Origin of the sequence: Lactobacillus ultunensis DSM 16047 (assembly GCF_001436305.1) — a bacterium.
In the GTDB taxonomy this organism is placed as follows: domain Bacteria; phylum Bacillota; class Bacilli; order Lactobacillales; family Lactobacillaceae; genus Lactobacillus; species Lactobacillus ultunensis.
Genome location: NZ_AZFO01000001.1, coordinates 19,612 through 39,656, shown reverse-complemented (window position 1 = coordinate 39,656; position 20,045 = coordinate 19,612). Strand labels below are relative to the sequence as shown.

Sequence of the window (20,045 nt, the reverse complement as noted above, 5' to 3'; positions counted from 1 at the left end):
CTATTAGTTCAATGCCTTCTTAGCAGTTTCTGCTAATTGTGCAAAAGTCTTTGAATCGTTGTAAGCAATATCAGCTAACATCTTACGGTTCATGTCAACACCAGCTAACTTCAAGCCGTGCATTAACTTAGAATATGAAATATCATTTTGTCTTGCAGCTGCGTTGATACGAGCGATCCATAACTTTCTGAAGTCACTCTTACGTCTTCTACGGTCGCGGAATGCGTACTTGTATGAAACAAATAATTGAGTACTTGCGGCCTTAAATTGCATGTGCTTTGCGCCACGGTAACCCTTGGCAAGCTTCATGACCTTCTTACGACGTTTACGTGTTACAATTCCACCTTTAACTCTTGGCATTTGAAATTCCTCCTACTATAGTCTTTTCAAGAACAAATAATTAACGCATTTGAGCAAGCATTTGCTTGATACGCTTCATATCACTGCGTGAAACCATAGCAGCTTTTCTCAAGTGACGACGTTGTTTCTTAGTCTTACCGTGGAAACGGTGACCAGTAAATGCATGGTGACGCTTTAAACCACCATTTGCAGTTCTCTTAAAACGCTTAGCAGAAGCGCGGTGTGTTTTCATCTTTGGCATATTTCTATTTCCTCCAATTAACTACTTTTTCTTTTTGTCCTTTTCACTCTTAGGTGCGAGCATCAAGAACATTGAACGGCCTTCCATCTTAGGTCTGCTAATAACACTAGCAATATCTGAAGTTGCTTCAGCCATCTTTTCAAGTACTTGTTGACCTAATTCCTTATGAGTGATGGCACGGCCTCTGAAACGAATTGATACACGAACCTTGGCACCTTCCTTGCTGAGGAACTTACGAACATGCTTCAATTTCGTATCGAAGTCGTTGCCTTCAATTGTTGGACTCAAACGAATTTCTTTTACACTGACTGTCTTGGACTTTTTACGGGATTCTTTAAGTTTCTTTTGTTGTTCGAAACGATACTTCCCGTAGTCCATGATACGTGCTACAGGTGGTTTAGCATTTGGTGAAATTAAGACAAGATCAAGACCAGCATCGCTTGCACGACGTAAGGCTTCCATCTTGTTCATAACGCCAACTTGCTTACCATCTTCATCGATTAAACGAACTTCGCGTGCGCGAATTCTTTCGTTTAGGATTAAACTCCTTGGTATGACTATTCACCTCCGTGTTAATTTGAGGACAAGAAAAAGGCGGGATAAGTATCACCCGCCTTTAATCAACAGAAATTATCGATCAGCCCAGAGGTTAATTTAACGTAGGCGAGAAGCGGGAGCTTCTTCTTGTTCTCAACTAGAAATAGTATACTCGTTTCTATTATACGCGTCAATAAAATATTGCTATTTTATAGTAGAATTTTCAGCTATTTTACTAATTTCTTATTGTGATATGCATAGCTAATGAAGAAATTGCCAGCGCCTTCGCCTACACGCAAAGCATTAATTTTCTTTCCTTTAACCGTCCTTTTCACTGGAACATAGTAATATCCATCACCGCCACCAGCAAGCCAGCCGTTGGCGTTAAAGCCAGTTACGCCATGAAACTTAAAAGTATAAGCTTCAAGTTTAGAACTGGATACCTTATCAGCAAACTTATAATCTGCTTTCTTATCTGCAACCATTAATCTTTTGAACCATTTGACTTCTTCTTTACCTTTTAAAACCTTGTATAATTTGATTCCATTTACTGCATGAGCGGTAATCTTTGTTCTGACTACTCTCCCATCTTCTTTATGATACCAAACGCCGCGAGTTCTTTTAGGAGTTGTAAAAACCTTTTTGGCACCCCAACTTGCAGCATTTACCGTTGTTGCCTTAACATTAACCACACCTAAAACTACTAAAAAAACAGTTAAAAATAATAAAGCCTTTTTCTTCATCTTTAACATTCCCCTTAAAATTTATATATATATTATGCCACGAAAAATTATAATAAGAGGACATAAAAAAAGCTTCATAACTGTTAGATCTCTTTCTAACGGTTACGAGGTACTTTAAATCGCATCTCAATTTCAATTTTCATGAGTTAAGAACTGCTTTCTTTTAAATCTTTGTTTTAACAATTTTATTCAGTAACAGTCCAGCCATTGTTCTCAAATAGCTTTTTGCCATCTTCAATGGTTAATTTGTGATCTGCAAAATGAATACCGTTTAAATCTACATTACTTTCTAACATGTCAAACATAATTATCTACCTTTCAATCTTAATTTCTTATTACTTTTATATCTCTCAACACATTTATAATAACACTATGTATTTTAAAGTAAAGTCCAAGATCGTTGATATGACGGCACTTTGCAAATTATATACAAGTATATAAAATAACATATTTTTGACAATAAATTGTACAAGCTGATTTAAAATATAGGATATAAGTATCAAAAATAAAAAAAAGAATATACTTTATATCACCCTTTATAGGCTATAAATTGACAAAAAAATTTTTTATTTTTTTGTTTTTATTATTCTATTTATAAATAGATTTAGATAGAAAAAGGGTAGTAGACAAATATTGTCTACTACCCTTTTAATTATTTAACTATTTTAATTAGTCGTTTTTACGTGAGTATGACTTAACGTCAGCATCAATTTCCTTAATAAAGTCATCTAAGCTCTTAGAAATTTCTTCATCAGTACCGTAACGACGAACATTAACTTTACCGCTCTTCATTTCGTCATCACCTAATACCAAAGTGTAAGGTACCTTTTGGGTTTGTGATTCACGAATCTTGTAACCCATCTTTTCATTTCTGTCGTCAACTTCTGCTCTGAAACCACGCTTAGCAAGTTCTTGACGAACCTTTTCAGCGTATTCGCCGTGAGCTTCATTGTTAACTGGGATGATTTCAGCTTGGATTGGAGCAAGCCAAGTTGGGAATGCACCCTTGTAGATTTCAGTAAGGTAAGCGATGAATCTTTCCATAGTACCAACAATACCACGGTGGATCATAACTGGACGGTGTTCTTCACCATCTTGACCTACGTAAGTCAAACCAAATCTTTCTGGAAGCATGAAGTCAAGTTGAATAGTTGACATAGTTTCGTCGTTACCCAAAGCAGTCTTAGTTTGAATATCAAGCTTTGGACCGTAGAATGCTGCTTCACCTTCAGCTTCAACATAGTCAAGGCCAAGGTCATCCATAGCACCCTTAAGCATCTTTTGACTTCTTTCCCACATTTCATCGTTTGCAAAGTACTTTTCAGTGTTCTTTGGATCACGGTATGAAAGTCTGAAGTAGTAATCAGTAATGTCGAAGTCCTTGTATACATCCATGATCAACTTCAAAATCTTAGCGAATTCATCTTGAACTTGATCAAGTGCTACGAATGTGTGACCATCGTTCAAAGTCATTTCACGTACACGTTGAAGACCTGACAAAGCACCTGATTTTTCATATCTGTGCATCATACCAAGTTCAGCAACACGAAGTGGTAAATCACGGTATGAACGAATGTGGTGCTTGAAGATTTGAATGTGTGATGGGCAGTTCATTGGACGAAGTTCAAGCATTTCACCATCACCCATGTCCATTGGTGGGAACATGTCGTCACGATAGTGTGCCCAGTGACCTGAAGTCTTGTAAGCATCAAGGTTCATCAAAACTGGAGTGTAAACATGATCATAACCGTCAGCTACTTCACGGTCGATGATGTAGCGTTCAACAACACGACGAATAGTAGCACCCTTTGGCATCCAGTAAGGAAGACCTGCACCAACCTTAGGATCAACGAAGAAGAGGTCAAGGTCACGACCGATAGTTCTGTGGTCGCGTTCCTTAATTTCAGCACGACGCTTTAAATCGTCCTTTAATGCTGATTCCTTGAAGAATGCAGTACCAAAGATTCTTTGAAGCATTGGGTTTGATGACTTACCTAACCAGTAAGCACCAGCAACTGACAAAAGCTTGAAGTGCTTAATCTTGCCAGTGTTTGGAAGCAATGCATCAAAACCGAAGTCAACAAAGTCACCTAACTTGTAAGCATCAACCTTGTCACCTTCAACTTTGTTCAAAAGTGCACTCTTATATGGATCATCCTTGTACATATCTGCAAGTTCTGATTTAGCCATTTCAACGTGTTCAATTGCTTGACCACTCTTGATCAACTTTTGCATAGCTTTTTCAAGATCTGGCAATTCAGTAACCTTAATTTGATCCTTCTTATCAGTATCTACGTAAAAGCCGCCTTCATCAGCAACATGTTCACCCAAGTGAAGTTCAGGATACTTCTTCTTAGCAACTGCTTCAAGTGCAAATGCTGCAGTAGCTCTTAAGATGTCTAAACCTTCTTCATCTTTATCAGTAAGGATTGCAACTTCAACGTCACTGTTAATTTCATAGTCAAGTGGCTTAACCGCACCATTTACCTTAGCACCAACAGCTGCCTTTCCAAGAGAAGTAGCAATTGATGAAGCCAAATCCTTAACTGAAACAGCTTTATCAAAATCTTTCTTTGATCCATCTGGCAAAGTGATTGAAAAACTCATATTTTTACCTCCAAATAAAAAATCCCAGTGCCTAAAGCACTGGGACGTTAATTGCGTGGTTCCACCCAAAATTCAGGCTAGCGTAAATCTAACCTCTTAACATGGATTAATAAAGGTATCCGACCTAAAAATTTTAATTTTGGGAATAAACGATTGGGGTGATTCTCTAATGAAGAACTTCCAGAACTAGGTTCTTCTCTCTGAATCGAGAACCATCATGTCTCGTTTAATTAACTACAATTATACGCATTCAAATCTTTGATGCAAGACTTTTTTCAAATTAATGCAAAGAATTTCTACGATCAGGACCAGAAACTACAACTTCCTTAGCTAAGAAGCGAATTCGTTGCATTAATCTTCTGGCTTTGACAGGATCAGTTGCATTTCGTGTTTCTTCAAAGTGTGATTGCAATGCATCCATATCTAAATTGGATGAGAAAAATGTTGGCAAAACATTATCCATTCGAGCTTGCAAAATAACGCCTAAAACATCATCTCGAGACCACTGGCTGAGGCTCTCAGCTCCAATATCATCCATGATAAGCAAGTCGCAGTCTGACAATCTACGAATCTCTTCCTGCAAGCTCATTCGACTATTATCATCGAAATGACTAGCAAGCCCCGCAATAAAAGTGGGAACATGTAGAAAAATGACATTCTTATTGAAGTTAGTAACTACATAATTAGCGAGTCCCGCTAAAATATAGGTTTTACCAACGCCAAAGTCACCAGATAAGTAAAGTCCCTTTTGATGTGGATCTTTTTGATATTTTTTCAAGAAATCATAAATTAAAGTTAATACTACCTTCCGATCATCAGTTACATCTAATTGACTTAGACTCACATTATGCAGACGCGGAGGCAGGTCTATTAATTGCAAGCGTCTTTGCGCGGCTAGTTTACGATCTTGTGCCACTTTAGCTCGAGTAGGTGAATAACGAACATCAATTACCTTTCCGTTTAAAAATAATTGTGGAGCATAACCTGCCATGACCTTATTAGGATGCTTCTTTTGCGTATAAAATTCATACAAATTAGGCATACTATTGTCGACTATTTTTTGATCAATTCTATCTGCATGCTTGTTAAGAAAAGCACGTACATCTGGATCTTGTAAAGTTTTCTCCTTCAGGTCCTTGGCACTCCCCAAATTACGTTTTTTAACAATTTGGTCAATTACTTTTCCAATTGGTTCCATTTTTTCACCTACTTTTTATTTTACTTATTATTTAAATCTTTAAATAAATCTTTTAGCTTTTCAGTTGACATACCAGCACTTGTGTCAGCTTTTTTCTTGCTCCAGTCTGTCCCCTTTTCAACACGCTTAGTTTGATAATTCCGGCTAGTTCTTCTTTTACCAAAACTATCACGCCGCTTTTTTATATATTGCAAAGCCTGAACTGCTGTAGCAACCCCATGTTGCAACCAATCATTAGCAATTTTATAGGCTAGATTAGAACTAACCACAGTATCATAGGTCAGACAAGTATAGGTCAAAATATTTATTAGATCTTCGGGCAAACCATACTGAGTATGTAAATTGTCAATAATATGTTTTTCACCCGCACTAGTAATTCCGCCTTTTTGCGTTTTTAGTTTATACAAAAATTCAGCTGGCGAATTTTCATTGGCTTCTTTAAGCAGTTTAATATCGTTATCGTCCATGCCCTTAATAGCAGCTAATGCTTTTTCGTGGCTTTCTTTCATCTTCTTTTGAATATTTTCACGCGTATTAAGACGCTTGAAATTTTCGGCCAGCGTATTACCAATATCACGCATATTCAATTGGTATGAGCCATGCAAACAAGGTAAGCTTTCATCTACAAATTCTTTTTCAGACAAGCCATAAGTTTGCATTAAGCTGCGAATTTGGTTCTTCTTAAGATCAATTTCACTCGCTGGAATTTGATAAATTGCATACTGCTCTTTAATCCATTCCCAGTCTATCCCATCTTTATCATTGACTTTTGCTTCTTCAACCTCATGAACTTTATTCTCTTTAGCAGCTTCAACCACATCATTTGAAGGAGTAATCGCTTCATCCCCCGGTAAACGAAACACATCAAAAAAGTTTGCTGACACATCTCTAGCATTTTTAATGGGCTTTTCTTTCAACTTAGCTTCTTTCGCAAAAGCGTGACTCAATTTACGAAAAGTGGGGACGCCTACTTTTTCTTTAAGTAAACTAGCTAATAAGGGTGTAGCGAAGAATTTATCCGCATTGGGTACTCTCAACAGTTTAAAAACTAATATATTGTTAAAAACATTGTCAGATAGGTATGTTTGGACTAACCCCACAGCCTCTAACTTATGTAATGACTGAAACATTTGCTTTAAACTGCAATCCATTTGCTCCTGCAAGGAATAAATTCCTTTGGAATCAGAAATGATGCCATAAGGATTATAATCATTAATCAAAGTCTGATATAACGCAATAGCTATACCACCAACCAAGGGTTGGTAAAGTTTGATCAATATTTCTTCATTTTCAGGAAAAAGCGTAATTTTATTAGCCACATAATAGAGATGCTTGGGATTAGAAGTCTCAAACATGATTAATTACCTTTCCCCTTTTTGGCCATCATATCTTCCATTGTTTTCATAAAGCTAGACATATCTTTAAACTCACGATAAATAGAAGCAAATCTAATGTAAGCAACATCATCCAAATCAGCCAATTCATCCATTACATATTGACCAATCTTTTTAGATGAGATTTCACTAACTCCTTGTTTTCTAACTTTATTTTCTACATGATCAACTAGTTGCTCAAATTGTTCACTACTAATTGGACGTTTTTGACCAGCAGCCATAACACCATGCAAGATTTTCTTTCGACTAAACGGTTCACGTGTACCATCATTTTTAATAACCAATAATGGTGCAGTTTCAATTCTCTCAAAGGTAGTAAAACGAAAACCACAATTTTCACACTCTCTGCGTCGTCTGATTGCACGGTTTTCATCACTAGGACGTGAATCAATAACGCGGGAGGCATTTTGATGACAATTTGGACATTCCATAGCTATCCCTCTTCTTTGATTTTAATTAATAATTGTTCTAGTTTCTTCTCTAGTTCTTTTATTGTACCAGTATTTTCAATGACAAAGTCAGCCATTTCAGCTTTTTTAGCTAATGACATTTGACTATCAATTCGTATCCTTGCCTCCTTATCCGTTAAACCGTTTCTTTTTTTCAAACGAGCCAACTGCATTTTTTGAGGTAAAGTAATGACTAACACGCCATCAGCTAATTTTTTCTTATCCATTCCAGATTCAAAATACACTGGAGCATCAAGAATGACCAGCTTTTGCTTCTGATACTCTTTTATCTTTTGTATTGTTTTAGCGAAAATTAAGGGATGAGTCAACTGATTTAACTGATCAAGTGCATTTTGATTGCTAAAAACCAACTGCCCCAATTTCTTGCGATTAATTGTTTGATCCGCATTTAGATAAGCAGGGCCAAAATGTTCTTTAATTGCTAACCAAGATGCATTCTGTGGTTTCATTAAATCATGAGCAATTTGATCACAATCAATCACGGGAATATTTTTATTCTTAAAAAACTGATCCGCTGTACTCTTTCCCGTTGCAATTCCACCTGTTAAGGCTAATACATATGTCATTTATAAATCACCTGACAGTGAGGACAAAATGTTGTCCCTCTCCCTGAAACTTTAATTTTCTCAAGAATAGTGCCACATTTAAGACACTTTTCTCCAGCATGCCCATAGACTTTAAGCATCTTTTGATAGCCACCAGTTTTGCCATTAGCATCAAGATATGTATGGACAGTAGTACCACGTTCTTTTGTCGCAACTGTAATAGTATGATTAATATTTTGGCGCAGCTGTTTAACTTTTTCTTCTGGAATCTTATTAGCCGCACTTAAGGGATGAATGCCGCTTTGCCATAAAGTTTCATCAACATAGATATTACCCAGACCTGCAACAGTTCTTTGATCAAGCAAAGTATTTTTAATATTTTTCTTTTTGCGTTTCAGACTATCTATAAAATATTGTTCACTAAATTCTGAACTATTAGGTTCTGGTCCTAACTTGCCAATGCCAGTTATCTGTCTTTCAGTACCAGTTAATATCAACTGCATCCGCCCAAATTTGCGCACGTCATTATAACGTAAAGCTGTACCATCAGTAAAAATAAATTCAACGTGATCATGTTTATCTTTAGGCGCATCTGGTGTAGTCAAATGATATTTACCTTCCATCCGTAAATGTGACACAATCGTCAAATTATCACTTAAACGAATGAGTAAGTATTTCGCATATCGATCGATATCAATAATTTTCTTGCCCGGTAACTCTTCAACAAATTTATCATGATCCGTAGCTACAATCTTGGGATACCACAAAATCACTTTTTTAATTGTTTTCCCTTTTACTAACGGCAATAAAGTTCTCCGAACAGTTTCCACTTCGGGCATTTCAGGCATTTTATCACCTACTTTGCATCATACCAATTGTGACCCCAGCCAGAGTCTGCAATCAGTGGCACATCAAGTTTAACAGCTGATTGCATTACTTCTGGGACAATCTTCTTAATCGTTTCAAGTTCATCCTTAGGTACATCAAAGATCAATTCATCATGAACCTGTACTACCATCTTGGTTTTCAGATGCAATTCATCTAACTTCTTTTGCATATTGATCATGGCAATCTTGATAATATCTGCAGCTGATCCTTGAATTGGTGAATTAATAGCGGTTCTTTCAGCGAAAGCACGTACCGTGTACTTCTTAGCATGAATATCAGGCAAGTATCTGCGCCTATGCATAATTGTTTCTGCATAACCCTTATCGCGTGCTTCTTGAACAGCTTTATTCATGTAATCCTTAATTTGTGGATATTGTTCAAAGTAATTATCGATGAATTCCTTGGCCCGTTTTCGAGAAATACCTAAGTTCTTGGATAAACCATAATCTGAAATTCCATAAACAATCCCAAAGTTAACGGCCTTAGCATGACGACGCATGAGGGGTGTAACTTGATCTGGTGAATCCAAGTGGAAGATCTTCATAGCAGTGTGTGAGTGAATATCATAGCCGGTCTTAAAGGCTTCCTGCATATGAGCATCCCCAGACACATGTGCTAACACACGCAGTTCAACCTGTGAATAGTCACAAGAGAAAATATAGCCGTCTGGTTCACTAGGCACAAAGGCTTTTCTAATTTGTTTGCCTTCTTCAGTACGAGTTGGAATGTTTTGTAAATTTGGATCAACACTAGAAAGTCGACCAGTTGCAGTCAAGGTTTGCAAATAACGCGTATGAACACGACCATCAGGCTGAATTACATCAAGCAAGCCTTTGACATAAGTAGATTGAATCTTCGCTATCTGACGATAATCAAGAATTTCACTTACAATTGGGCTTTGCGTCTTCAATTGGTCCAAGACTTCTACTGAAGTTGAATAACCAGTCTTCGTCTTTTTCAGAACTGGAAGCCCTAGCTTTTCAAACAAAATATGACCTAATTGCTTAGGTGAATTCAAATTAAAGCGTTCGCCGGCTTGTTCATAAATCTTGTCTTCTAGTTCTTTTAACTTAACCGCAAATTCATTTTGCAATTGGATCAAGGTGCTGGCTTCCACCTTCATCCCATTCATTTCCATTTTTGCCAAGACACGAGCAGTCGGAATTTCAATTGTATCAAATAAATCATCTTGCTCATGTTCCTTCAATTTCTTCAAAAGTGGTTCTTTCAATTTTTCAATTGCATTAACTTTAGAAGCTAGGTGGTTGAACAATATATCATCATCTGGAATATGTTCACTCTTACCCTTACCATAGACTTCCATGTCGGTTTTAACCGAATAATCTCCATAAAGATGAGCAATTTCACCTAAATCATTAGAGTTGTTTTCATTATTAACTAGGTACGAAGCAAGAAGCATATCGTAATCCAAGCCATGAGCATGAATGCCTAAACGATGTAAGCCTACTGTTGTTCTCTTTAGATCAAAAACATTCTTTTTTATTTTTTCATCTTCCAATAAATGCTTTAAATTATCTTCTTCAAGCAGTTCGACATCTTTGGAAACGTAAATTTGATCATTAATCTTTAAACTGAAGCCGACAAAATCTGCCAAATGATAATTTGCACCGAGCATCGCTAAATAGAATTCAACCTGATCATTTTCTGTGACTTTAACATCTTTAAAATTATGATCATCGAGTACCGTATATTCCACTTTTTCAGTAGCAGTATCATCTTGTCCCTTACCAGAAGCATTCAATTCAGCTAAGAACTTGCGGAAGTTCAATTTTTCATAAAACTGGCGCAATTTTTCATAATCAACTGGTTGTCTCTTAACATCATCAATATCAATGGTAACAGGTGAATCACGATCAATCGTCGCTAACTTCTTAGCTAAAAATGCCTTATCCTTGTCATTGATCAAGTTTTCCTTTAGCTTCGACTTCTTCATTTCATCTACATGTTCATAAAGATTTTCAACTGAACCGTATTTTTGAGTTAAACGAGAAGCAGTCTTAGGACCAACTTTAGTTACGCCTGGATAATTATCTGAATTATCACCCATTAAGGCTTTCATATCAATGAATTCAGTTGGTGTAACACCATTAACTTCTTTCATGTGTTCAGGTGTATAAGCTTCAAGTTCAGAAACACCAGACTTGGTTACTTCAACAGTCGTTTTATCTGAAGCTAATTGGGTCAAGTCGCGATCACCTGTAACGATAGTCGTTTGAAAACCATTTTCTTCACCCTTAGTCGCAAAAGTACCAATGATGTCATCAGCTTCATAGTTTTTTAGCTCATAAGTTTTAATACCTAAATCATGCAGCATCTCTTGAATATAAGGCATCTGTTCCAGTAATTCTTCTGGCGTCTTAGCACGACCACCCTTATATTCGCCATACATCTTAGTTCTAAAGGTTACTTTGCCTGCATCAAAAGCTACCAAAATATGAGTTGGCTCAACATCCTTTAAGAGAACATCAAGCATATTTTTAAAAGCATAAATGGCATTGGTGTGCAGGCCATCAGGACTCTTGAAAGATTCTAGTTGACGATAAAGAGCATAGAAAGCTCTAAAAGCTACAGAGTTACCATCGATTAGAAGTAATTTTTTATCTGCCATTTTATCTCCCTTTTAAATAAATAGTTCTATCTTTACTTATCTATTTTACCAGTTTACTAGCTATTCTTTCAGCCTGATGTTTTTAGATAAAGAAAAAGTAGACTAATTTCTACAAATTAGTCTACTAAAATCTATTAATCTTTTTTATTTCCTATATATTTGAAGAACAAAACCAAAATAATTATTGCCAAAACAAATAGAAAGATAAACGCATGTTGCGTACCAATTGCAGTTGGATAACCAACCTTAGAATGCAACTGACTTTGACTTAAAGCAACAATCGCTGAAGTAATCGATGTACCAACGGCACCAGCAAATTGTTGTACCGTATTCAAAATAGCATTACCTTGCGTCGTTTTTTCCGGATCAAGTCCGGCTAAGGTATCGGTCATCACGTCACCCATGATCATACCCATACCTGCCATATAAATAATATAAATGAATAAAATCATAGTGTTATTCAAATGCAATGAAAGAATTGAAAATAGAAGCAATTCGATCAGGATTAAAAAAACGCCACTAAGGATAGGCTTTCTAGCACCATGTTGATCTAACAAGCGACCACCAATTGGCCCCATAATTGCCCCAGCAGCTCCAGCAGGCAAAACAATCAAGCCAGCTGCTAAAGCAGAATTGCCATTCACCAATTGAATATAATTTGGCAACAAGAAAGCATTACCAAGAGAGATCAGCTGTATCATGAAGAAGCCTAAAATGTGAGCACTAAATCTAGCTGATTTAAACAATTTCAAGTTTAAAATTGGAGTTGTCAGATGATTTGAACGCCAGATTAATAAAACTAATGCAATTAAAGCAAGAATAATTGAACCGCCAACCTTAAACGACAGAAGCGAACCAGAACTAAGATTACTAAAGCCATAGATCATGCCAATGAAGAAAACAGCAATAAATAAGACGCTTAGTAGATCAATTTTGACCTTCTTAATAGCTGACTTTTGTTCAATCCCCCAGATTCCTAAGAACAAAGAAATTAGGATTAATGGAATCAAAAAATAAAAGACCCAGCGCCAGCCGAGGGATGCAATTACAATACCACCAAAAGTTGGTCCAAGAGCGGGTGCAATACCGGTAATCATATTGCCAACGCCCATCATTGTACCAATTTTTTTCTGCGGGACTTGTTCCAAGATAATGTTAAACATTAGTGGCAAAGCGATTCCAGTACCAATACCTTGAATTGCTCTCCCTACAAGCAAAAAGCCAAATGCAGGCGCTACCGCATCAATGATTAAGCCAACCAGGAATAAGATATTGGCCACTAAAAACAACTTTTTTATCTTGAAGTTGCTCTTCAATGCAGCTGATAAAGGTACCACAATGGAGATCACTAAGAGGTACATCGAGGTCATCCATTGTACTGTATTAGTCGAAATGTTGAATTGACGCATCAAAGTTGGGAAGGCAATATTCATTGAGGTTTCAACTATAACTCCACAGAATGACATAATTCCTGTAGCAACAATCGCTGCAATCACTTTTTTAGGTATCTTATCTTCATTCATTCGCATTTTCCTTTTTAATAAAATTTAAAACCCTCTTTGTAATTTCCAATTCTTCTTTTGAAAAATACTGCAAGAGGTCAAGATCATCATTTTTAATCGTTCGCTGAATCTTAGGTACTAAAGACAATGATTTTTCAGTTAGTTGCACCATCTTTTTTCGCTTATCAGTTGGATCAACGATTCGTTGAATCAAATTTCTCTTTTCCATTCGCTGCAACATAATTGTTGTAGTTGAACGCTGAATTTCAAATTCATTTTCGATAGCAGTCTGCGACGCAGCATTATTCTTTTGATTAGCTAAGAAATCAATCACAGAGAATTGCACGCCAGTTATACCAAAGCGTTTAGCACGTTCTTCTCTTAATTGATCGATTCGCACTCCTGCTTGTTTGACCAATTTTTTTACAGGTTCCATAGTTTCTCCTATTTGTTAGACAACTAACAATTATTTTAGCTACTATTTGTTAGATGTCAAACTAATTTTAAACAAAAATAAAAGTGCTCCTTAACGAAGCACCTTAATCATTATTCTTCTGTAGAATCTTTTTGACCACTTGCATCCCAAACTTTCTTCAAAGCTGGAACCTTACCCAAGTCAGTCATCTCATCTTTACCAACAACGATCAAATTGTTAGGACCTTGAGCCAATTGATTGAAGCTATCCAAGCTTTGGTTTCTGAAGTAGCCTTCTCCTGCCTTAGATAAAGCATCTTGCATTTTTTGTACCCGATAAGCATCGGCATCGGCTTGAGTCTTAACTGCTTGTGCATTGGCCTTAGCAGTGGCAACCAAAGCATCGTTTTTAGCCTTGGTAGTCATTTCAATAGTACGAGCTTCCCCTTCAGCCTTGGCAATGGTAGCAGTCTTTTCACGATCAGCTGTTAATTGCTTGTCCATCGCACGTTGAATCTCGGGACTTGGTAAAAGTTCATCAACATTCACACGTACAACCTTGATACCGTAGATATTGGTCAAATCACCAGTAGCAGTAAACAATTGATCATTAATTTCCTTAGTAGAACCAAGAGCTGAGTTTAAATCCATACGGCCAATGATATCACGCAAGTGACCACGAATTAATTGCACCATTGATTCAACGGAATCGGTGTTGTTATAGAAGTAACGGTATGAATCAGTTACTAAATAGTTCAAAGTCAAAGAAGTGGTAATTTCTGCGTTATCTTTAGTAATGATTGAATACTTAGAAATCTCAAGTGGTTGCAGGGCTAAAGGTACCTTGCGAATACGTTGGAAAAGTGGCCAAATAAAGATAAAACCAGCCTTAACGGTCTTAGAATATTTACCTAAAGTTTCTACCAAACCTTCGTTATTCTGAGGCACAATTCTAAATCCACAACAAATGTAAGCAATGATTAAAACAACAATTACTCCCAGTAAAATCTTCAACATCATGTTTTTACCTCAAATGTTAATTATCTTTCTTTTTATCTGCATCAAGCCGCTTAGCTATATCCCCTAATAAATCTTTTTGTCCACTTAATGTATTGAGGCGTTCGTCAAGCAACTTAGTATATTCATACCTGTTCATCTGATCTAAATTGTCCCAAGCATTCGGAATTTCTACTCTAAATGGAATCCCATTATGCAGAATAATTTGATCATAAAACATGTTGATGGCAGTAGCCGAATTCAAGCCCAGCTTTTTCAAAATTGCTTCTGCTTTTTCTTTCTTCTCTGGATTCATTCTGACATAAAGTCCAGTTGTCTTCTCAGCCATAGCCATTATCTCCTTTCTAATTCATAGCTATTATATATTATATGTATATCGTTTGTATATAAATTTGTAAAATATTTTCGAATAAAAAAAGGTAGAAGAAATCTTCTCCTTCTACCTTTTGAAACTATTCTGTTATAAATCTCTAATATGAAAAATCTGATTCTCCAATGTACGCAAGCTATACTCACCAGCTTTAACATATTTTTGGTGGTAAGCTACAGTCAAATAAATGTCATCCGGTGCATTAACATGGATGCTTTCCAATTCACTATACCGATCTGGCAAGTCAATCCCATCAACCATTGCTACATTCCAGTTAGCATTATTGGTTTCACCCCATGGGAACTTAACAATCTTGCGTGACCAAGTAGTTACTTCACCTGTTGTGTGATTGATCCTTGGTGATAATTGATTAGAAATATAAATATTCTTATCATCATCGATTGCATAACCCTGAACTGAATCAATCACGTTCGGTTGCTCTTCATCTGGAGCAAGTCCTGAATTATCAAAATTATCAATATGAAAAGCACTTAAGCAATGCAAATCAGTAATTGGGGTATTTTTAGTACCATTTTGATCTAATTTTTGATTAACTTCATCTAAATCATATAAAGCAAAATGTCCCGAATTATCATTCCAAATAGCAGCGATCATAAAATACTTACCATTAGGTGATACTGCAGCTTCAACACGATGCAAATGATTGTGTCCATCATAAGCAACATCGGTCGCATGATTTAAGTGCGATAATCGTGGTAATTGAGTATTAGAAGTATAATTCTCTGATAACAATTTAGGATATTTTACTCGAGCTATTTGAGTTGTCCAATTATCTGAATTTGGTTTAGCACCCACAAAATATTCATCTTTATCATTAGCTGGCACCCAAGTTTGAGTATGACCAAAACCGGTCATTACTAAATGTGGTTCTGTATAATCGATATTCTTAGTAATTCCCTCATGTTTTCTATAAACTAACACATCATGAGCACTATGCAACAACTGTAATGCAAAAACATGCTTGTCATTTACTGCACCTACCTGTGCAACTACATGATGCATCCCGTTCAATCGATAAACTAATTCTGGTGTTATGCTTTTTACCATTTTCTATATCTTCTTTCTCATTTCAAAACTCATATGCTCATTATACCCTAGTTCAGAAACTTATCTTCTAATTTCGAATTGTGTTCTTTCCTTGTTCTTTCTATAATTGAAATCATCGGAGGAAACATTTATGAAGAAGAAATTAATACTTGTGTTATCCAGCTTCATCACATTCACAGTTCTTTTAGCTTTCAGCCCACATGTACAAGCTGCCGCTGACCCCACAATCAGGGCAACAAATTATAAAATGAGCATCAAGCTAAATACACGAAAAAATCAATTAACGGAAAAAATTACTATGCATATTGTTAACAATGGTAACGAATCCGTCAAAAATTTACTTGTTAGAAATATTGCATATGGCGTATTAAAGTATGACCATCAGCATTTTAAAGCCACGCGAAATGCCAAAACTACTGTCAAAAATATCAGTTCTAATGGTGAAAAACTGACTTACACTACTGGCAAAGATAAAAGCAATTTATTTGTTAACAAAAGCTTAAATGCTGGTCAATCAACTGATCTTACAGTAAATGTTGTAACTGATGTCCCTCAAAGAAACGATCGTTTTGGTTATCAAAAGGTAAACAACGGTAAACTATATAATCTTTCCTTCTGTTTTCCTTATTTAAGTGATTATCGCAATAGTAAATGGAATTACCATCCCTACTATGATCCGGGTGAGAATCGTAATAGCGCCATCAGCAACTTCCACGTTAACCTTTTCGCTCCAAAATCTTATAAAGTAGCAGCGTCCGGTCAAAATACTACTAAAAAAGGTATGACCACAATTGATGCTAAAAACATGCGTGAAGTTGCTATCGTTGCCTCAAATAAGTTTAAAGTATCGCATACCTCTGCTAACGGTATCAAAATCAATAATTATTACCTCTCAGGAAAAAACAGCAAACAATATAACAAACTAGCTTTAATGACAGCCAAAGATAGCTTCAATTTATTTACTAAAGATGTTGGTACTTATCCCTACCAAGAACTAGATATGACTGAAAGTTTACTAGGTAAGGATACAGGCGGCATGGAATATCCTGGTTTAGTAATGATTGATGGCAGTGGATTTATTAAAAAGACTAGAAAGAAAAAGACTATCAAAAAGCATAAGAATACTGCTCCAATTACTACAGATAAATATACTGAACTAACTGCAGATGTCGCTCATGAAATTGGTCATCAATGGTTTTATGGAACAGTTGGCAGCGATGAATATATGGAACCCTGGCTTGATGAAGGCTTAACAAGTTTTCTTGAAAATAGCATTTATGATTTAACTTACAGTAAGAGTAAGGTATATTGTGCCAAGCTAGAACATAATAAATACTATAATCGCAAAATGGTTAGGCGAGCTAACCAAGCCCTTGCTAGTTTTATTAAGAAAATCATCAATCAACCCAATGAAAAAACTACTTATGTTAATCGCCCTGTAAACAAACCTCAAAAAGGAATAGATACAGATGACATGGCATACGATATTGGTAATATTTTCCCTCTTGCCTTGATGGAAACGATGGGTAAAAATAAGTTCTTTGCTGCTTTACATGACTATTATCAGACCTACTACCTAAAGCAAGCTACTACGCAAGATTTTTTAAATATTATTCGAAAGTATGATAATTCTAAAAAAGTAAATTACATCATTAATAGATTTATAGATTCTAATTATTTACGTTAAAAAACCAAGCAATTTTTATTAGATTGCTTAGCTCTTTTTTATATAATCATGGTAAGCTAAAAGTAAGAACTTATAAAAAGAAAGGTGAATCCTATGAAAAGATCTATCAAATTGGCAGCTGTTGCTGCAGCCTTTTTAACTATGGCTCCAGTTGCAACCGCTGTAAGTACACCTATTACTACTTATGCTGCTACTAAAGCAGTTAAGCTTACTATCATTCACAATGCCTATATCTTTAACAAGAATGGCAAAAAGCTAAACAACATGTACTACAAAAAGGGTGCTAAAGTTGCTGTCTATGGCGATGCCATTAAGATCAAGGGCAAGTACTACTATTCAGTCGGCAACGCTAAATATGTCAAGCGTGCCAACTTTGCTACTCCAGTTAGTGCCAATGCCTTCCAATTGCCAGCAGGCTATGCAGATGCATTAGAAAACTACAATGATTTGCAAACCGATGGTAGCGAAAATAAACTGATCAGAATTTCTAAACAAGGTGTTAAGGACAATGTTTTCCATGCAGATAACAAAGCTGATAGCAAAGAAAAGGCAACTGCTCCAACTTTAACTACTGCTCAAATGAAGGAACTCAACAAGTATGCCTTAAAGTTGCTCAACAGCGCACGTAAACAAGCTAAATCTACTCAAATCAAGACAGATTACAATATTCAAAGCAAGTTTACTGACGAAAATGATTGGGATCAAACTACCTATACTTTCCAAGTAAAGAACTATCCTAAGACTATGACTGGTATGAAGAGAGTTATCTACAATAGCTTAAAGAAAATATTATTCAATGGTGCCTACTCTGATTATCATTCATATGATCGTGCTAACATGTTGCTCAGACACAGTAACACTCGCGCTGGCATTTGGTTTAGCGGCAACAGCAAAACTGCAGTTTTAAACTGGGGTGTAGCTAACTTACCCAGTGAATAATTAACAAATTAATATTTAAAGTAAAAAAAGTCTCATTGCCCAACGCAATGAGACTTTTATTTTACTTATTTTCAATTAAAGCAACTTTTCAAAAGCATCTTCGTACTTAGGAATATCGCCAGCACCCATGAAGACAATGACTGAGTTTTTATTCTTAGTCAGATCAGCAATGTTATCCAAGTCAATAACTTCTGAGCTCGGAATATTCTTAACTAAATCATCACTAGAAATATCACCATTCTTTTCACGAGCTGAAGCATAGATTGGAGTGACATAGGCTTTGTCTACACCACGTAAAATTTCTTCGAAGTCCTTTTGATACTTTTTAGTTCTTGAGAAGGTATGTGGTTGGAAGACAACAACTAACTTCTTGTTAGGGAACTTTTGACGAGCAGCCTGAATAGTTGCACGCATTTCAGTTGGATGGTGAGCGTAATCATCAATAACGGCAATGTCGCCAAAGTCTTTTTCACTAAATCTACGCTTAGCACCTTTGAATGTAAGAAGTCCATCGCGGATATCATCCATTGGTACCTTTTCAGTGTAAGCAACCGCAATAACAGCAGTTGAATTCAAAATGCTGTGGTCACCAAACAAATGGATTTCAAATTGACCAAGATCTTTACCGTGAGCCAATACATGGAATTTGGAACCAGTAGTAGACTTTTCAACTTGAGTAGCTTGGAAATCATCGGTATCTTTAAAACCATAAGTATACTTAGGAATATCTGTCTTAAGACTTTGCAAACGCTTGTCATCGCCCCATACGAACAATGCCTTCTTAGTTTGATCAGCTGCAGATTGAAATGCACTCGTGTAATCGTCTTGATCCTTGAAGTAATCTGGGTGATCAAAATCGATGTTAGTCATAATTTGGTAATCTGGGTGATATGCCAGGAAGTGACGACGGTATTCATCAGCTTCGTAAACGAAGAAACGTGAATCTGGAACACCTTTACCACGACCATCACCGATCAAGTAAGTAGTTGGTGCAACTTCACCTAAAACGTGTGACAACAGACTAGTAGTTGAAGTCTTGCCGTGAGTACCTGAAATGCCAATTGAAGTGTGCATTTGTACAATTTCTTCAACAGTATCTGGATAACTTTGCCACTTTACGCCTTTATCAAGGCATGCTTTAACTTCTGGATTGTCTTCTTTAAAAGCATTGCCTTTAACAATTACTTGTTCATCATTTGACTTGATATTTGCTGGATCAAAATTCTTAACTTCAATACCAGCTTTTTCAAGTGGAACTTGAGTGAATGTATACTTCTCAATATCACTACCAGCAACCTTGTAGCCTAAATCATGTAAAAGCAAAGCAAGGGATGCCATACCTGTACCCTTAATACCAATAAACCAAATTTGTTTGTTCTTATCTAACATAATAAATCTCCATAATGTTAAAAATACTCGTCTTTCATTTTAACATT

At 36.3% G+C, this 20,045-nt stretch carries 19 protein-coding genes and 1 other annotated feature; of the genes, 2 read left to right on the top strand and 17 right to left on the bottom strand.

The window, feature by feature from the left end:
* Window positions 1-3 precede the first annotated feature (3 nt).
* The 16 genes from rplT to FC57_RS00125 all read right to left on the bottom strand — a co-directional run bounded on the left by rplT (window position 4) and on the right by FC57_RS00125 (window position 15,983).
* Window positions 4-360 (bottom strand): 50S ribosomal protein L20, encoded by a 357-nt coding sequence (gene rplT / locus FC57_RS00200; RefSeq protein WP_007126538.1) that lies wholly within the window; start codon window positions 358-360, stop codon window positions 4-6.
* A gap of 40 nt (window positions 361-400) precedes the next feature.
* Entirely contained in the window at window positions 401-601 is a 201-nt protein-coding gene (rpmI, locus tag FC57_RS00195) for a 50S ribosomal protein L35 (protein ID WP_004046139.1), read from the bottom strand.
* A 21-nt stretch (window positions 602-622) separates the two neighbouring features.
* A complete protein-coding gene (infC, locus tag FC57_RS00190; RefSeq protein ID WP_081445821.1) occupies window positions 623-1,156 on the bottom strand; it encodes a translation initiation factor IF-3 in 534 nt (177 codons plus the stop codon).
* A gap of 25 nt (window positions 1,157-1,181) precedes the next feature.
* Window positions 1,182-1,293 (bottom strand) — a sequence feature (ribosomal protein L20 leader region).
* A gap of 72 nt (window positions 1,294-1,365) precedes the next feature.
* Window positions 1,366-1,881, bottom strand: a complete 516-nt coding sequence (locus FC57_RS00185; RefSeq protein WP_040529804.1) for a hypothetical protein — start codon at window positions 1,879-1,881, stop codon at window positions 1,366-1,368.
* A gap of 669 nt (window positions 1,882-2,550) precedes the next feature.
* A complete protein-coding gene (thrS, locus tag FC57_RS00180; protein ID WP_007126542.1) occupies window positions 2,551-4,488 on the bottom strand; it encodes a threonine--tRNA ligase in 1,938 nt (645 codons plus the stop codon).
* A gap of 280 nt (window positions 4,489-4,768) precedes the next feature.
* Window positions 4,769-5,686: a primosomal protein DnaI gene (dnaI, locus tag FC57_RS00175; RefSeq protein WP_007126543.1), complete on the bottom strand. Its 918-nt coding sequence runs from the start codon at window positions 5,684-5,686 to the stop codon at window positions 4,769-4,771.
* A 20-nt stretch (window positions 5,687-5,706) separates the two neighbouring features.
* Window positions 5,707-7,041, bottom strand: a complete 1,335-nt coding sequence (locus FC57_RS00170; RefSeq protein WP_007126544.1) for a replication initiation and membrane attachment family protein — start codon at window positions 7,039-7,041, stop codon at window positions 5,707-5,709.
* A gap of 2 nt (window positions 7,042-7,043) precedes the next feature.
* Window positions 7,044-7,511 carry a transcriptional regulator NrdR gene (nrdR, locus tag FC57_RS00165; protein WP_007126545.1) on the bottom strand — a complete coding sequence of 156 codons (468 nt, stop codon included), beginning with the start codon at window positions 7,509-7,511 and terminating at the stop codon, window positions 7,044-7,046.
* 2 nt (window positions 7,512-7,513) lie between these two features.
* Entirely contained in the window at window positions 7,514-8,116 is a 603-nt protein-coding gene (coaE, locus tag FC57_RS00160; RefSeq protein WP_007126546.1) for a dephospho-CoA kinase, read from the bottom strand.
* On the bottom strand, window positions 8,113-8,943 hold the full coding sequence (mutM, locus tag FC57_RS00155) for a bifunctional DNA-formamidopyrimidine glycosylase/DNA-(apurinic or apyrimidinic site) lyase (protein ID WP_007126547.1): 831 nt from the start codon (window positions 8,941-8,943) through the stop codon (window positions 8,113-8,115). The genes coaE and mutM overlap by 4 nt, the downstream gene beginning before the upstream one ends.
* A gap of 8 nt (window positions 8,944-8,951) precedes the next feature.
* Window positions 8,952-11,612, bottom strand: a complete 2,661-nt coding sequence (polA, locus tag FC57_RS00150; RefSeq protein WP_007126548.1) for a DNA polymerase I — start codon at window positions 11,610-11,612, stop codon at window positions 8,952-8,954.
* 134 nt (window positions 11,613-11,746) lie between these two features.
* Window positions 11,747-13,141 carry a DHA2 family efflux MFS transporter permease subunit gene (locus tag FC57_RS00145; protein WP_040529807.1) on the bottom strand — a complete coding sequence of 465 codons (1,395 nt, stop codon included), beginning with the start codon at window positions 13,139-13,141 and terminating at the stop codon, window positions 11,747-11,749.
* A complete protein-coding gene (locus FC57_RS00140) occupies window positions 13,128-13,550 on the bottom strand; it encodes a MarR family winged helix-turn-helix transcriptional regulator (protein WP_007126550.1) in 423 nt (140 codons plus the stop codon). The genes FC57_RS00145 and FC57_RS00140 overlap by 14 nt, the downstream gene beginning before the upstream one ends.
* 110 nt (window positions 13,551-13,660) lie before the next feature.
* The gene (locus FC57_RS00135; RefSeq protein ID WP_007126551.1) at window positions 13,661-14,548 is read right to left on the bottom strand and encodes an SPFH domain-containing protein; all 888 of its coding nucleotides are present in this window, start codon (window positions 14,546-14,548) and stop codon (window positions 13,661-13,663) included.
* A 16-nt stretch (window positions 14,549-14,564) separates the two neighbouring features.
* Complete coding sequence (locus tag FC57_RS00130; protein ID WP_040529893.1) at window positions 14,565-14,873, bottom strand: type II toxin-antitoxin system RelB/DinJ family antitoxin; 309 nt, start codon at window positions 14,871-14,873, stop codon at window positions 14,565-14,567.
* Window positions 14,874-15,005: 132 nt separating this feature from the next.
* Entirely contained in the window at window positions 15,006-15,983 is a 978-nt protein-coding gene (locus tag FC57_RS00125) for a class III bacteriocin (RefSeq protein WP_007126553.1), read from the bottom strand.
* A 130-nt stretch (window positions 15,984-16,113) separates the two neighbouring features.
* Between FC57_RS00125 and FC57_RS00120 the strand changes: the two genes are divergently transcribed.
* Together FC57_RS00120 and FC57_RS00115 are read left to right on the top strand one after the other, a co-directional pair.
* A complete protein-coding gene (locus FC57_RS00120; protein ID WP_007126554.1) occupies window positions 16,114-17,670 on the top strand; it encodes a M1 family metallopeptidase in 1,557 nt (518 codons plus the stop codon).
* Between the two features lie 93 nt (window positions 17,671-17,763).
* A complete protein-coding gene (locus FC57_RS00115) occupies window positions 17,764-18,609 on the top strand; it encodes an SLAP domain-containing protein (RefSeq protein WP_007126555.1) in 846 nt (281 codons plus the stop codon).
* A 75-nt stretch (window positions 18,610-18,684) separates the two neighbouring features.
* Here the strand turns inward: FC57_RS00115 and murC are convergent, their stop codons facing one another.
* Entirely contained in the window at window positions 18,685-19,998 is a 1,314-nt protein-coding gene (murC, locus tag FC57_RS00110) for a UDP-N-acetylmuramate--L-alanine ligase (RefSeq protein ID WP_007126556.1), read from the bottom strand.
* Window positions 19,999-20,045 lie beyond the last annotated feature (47 nt).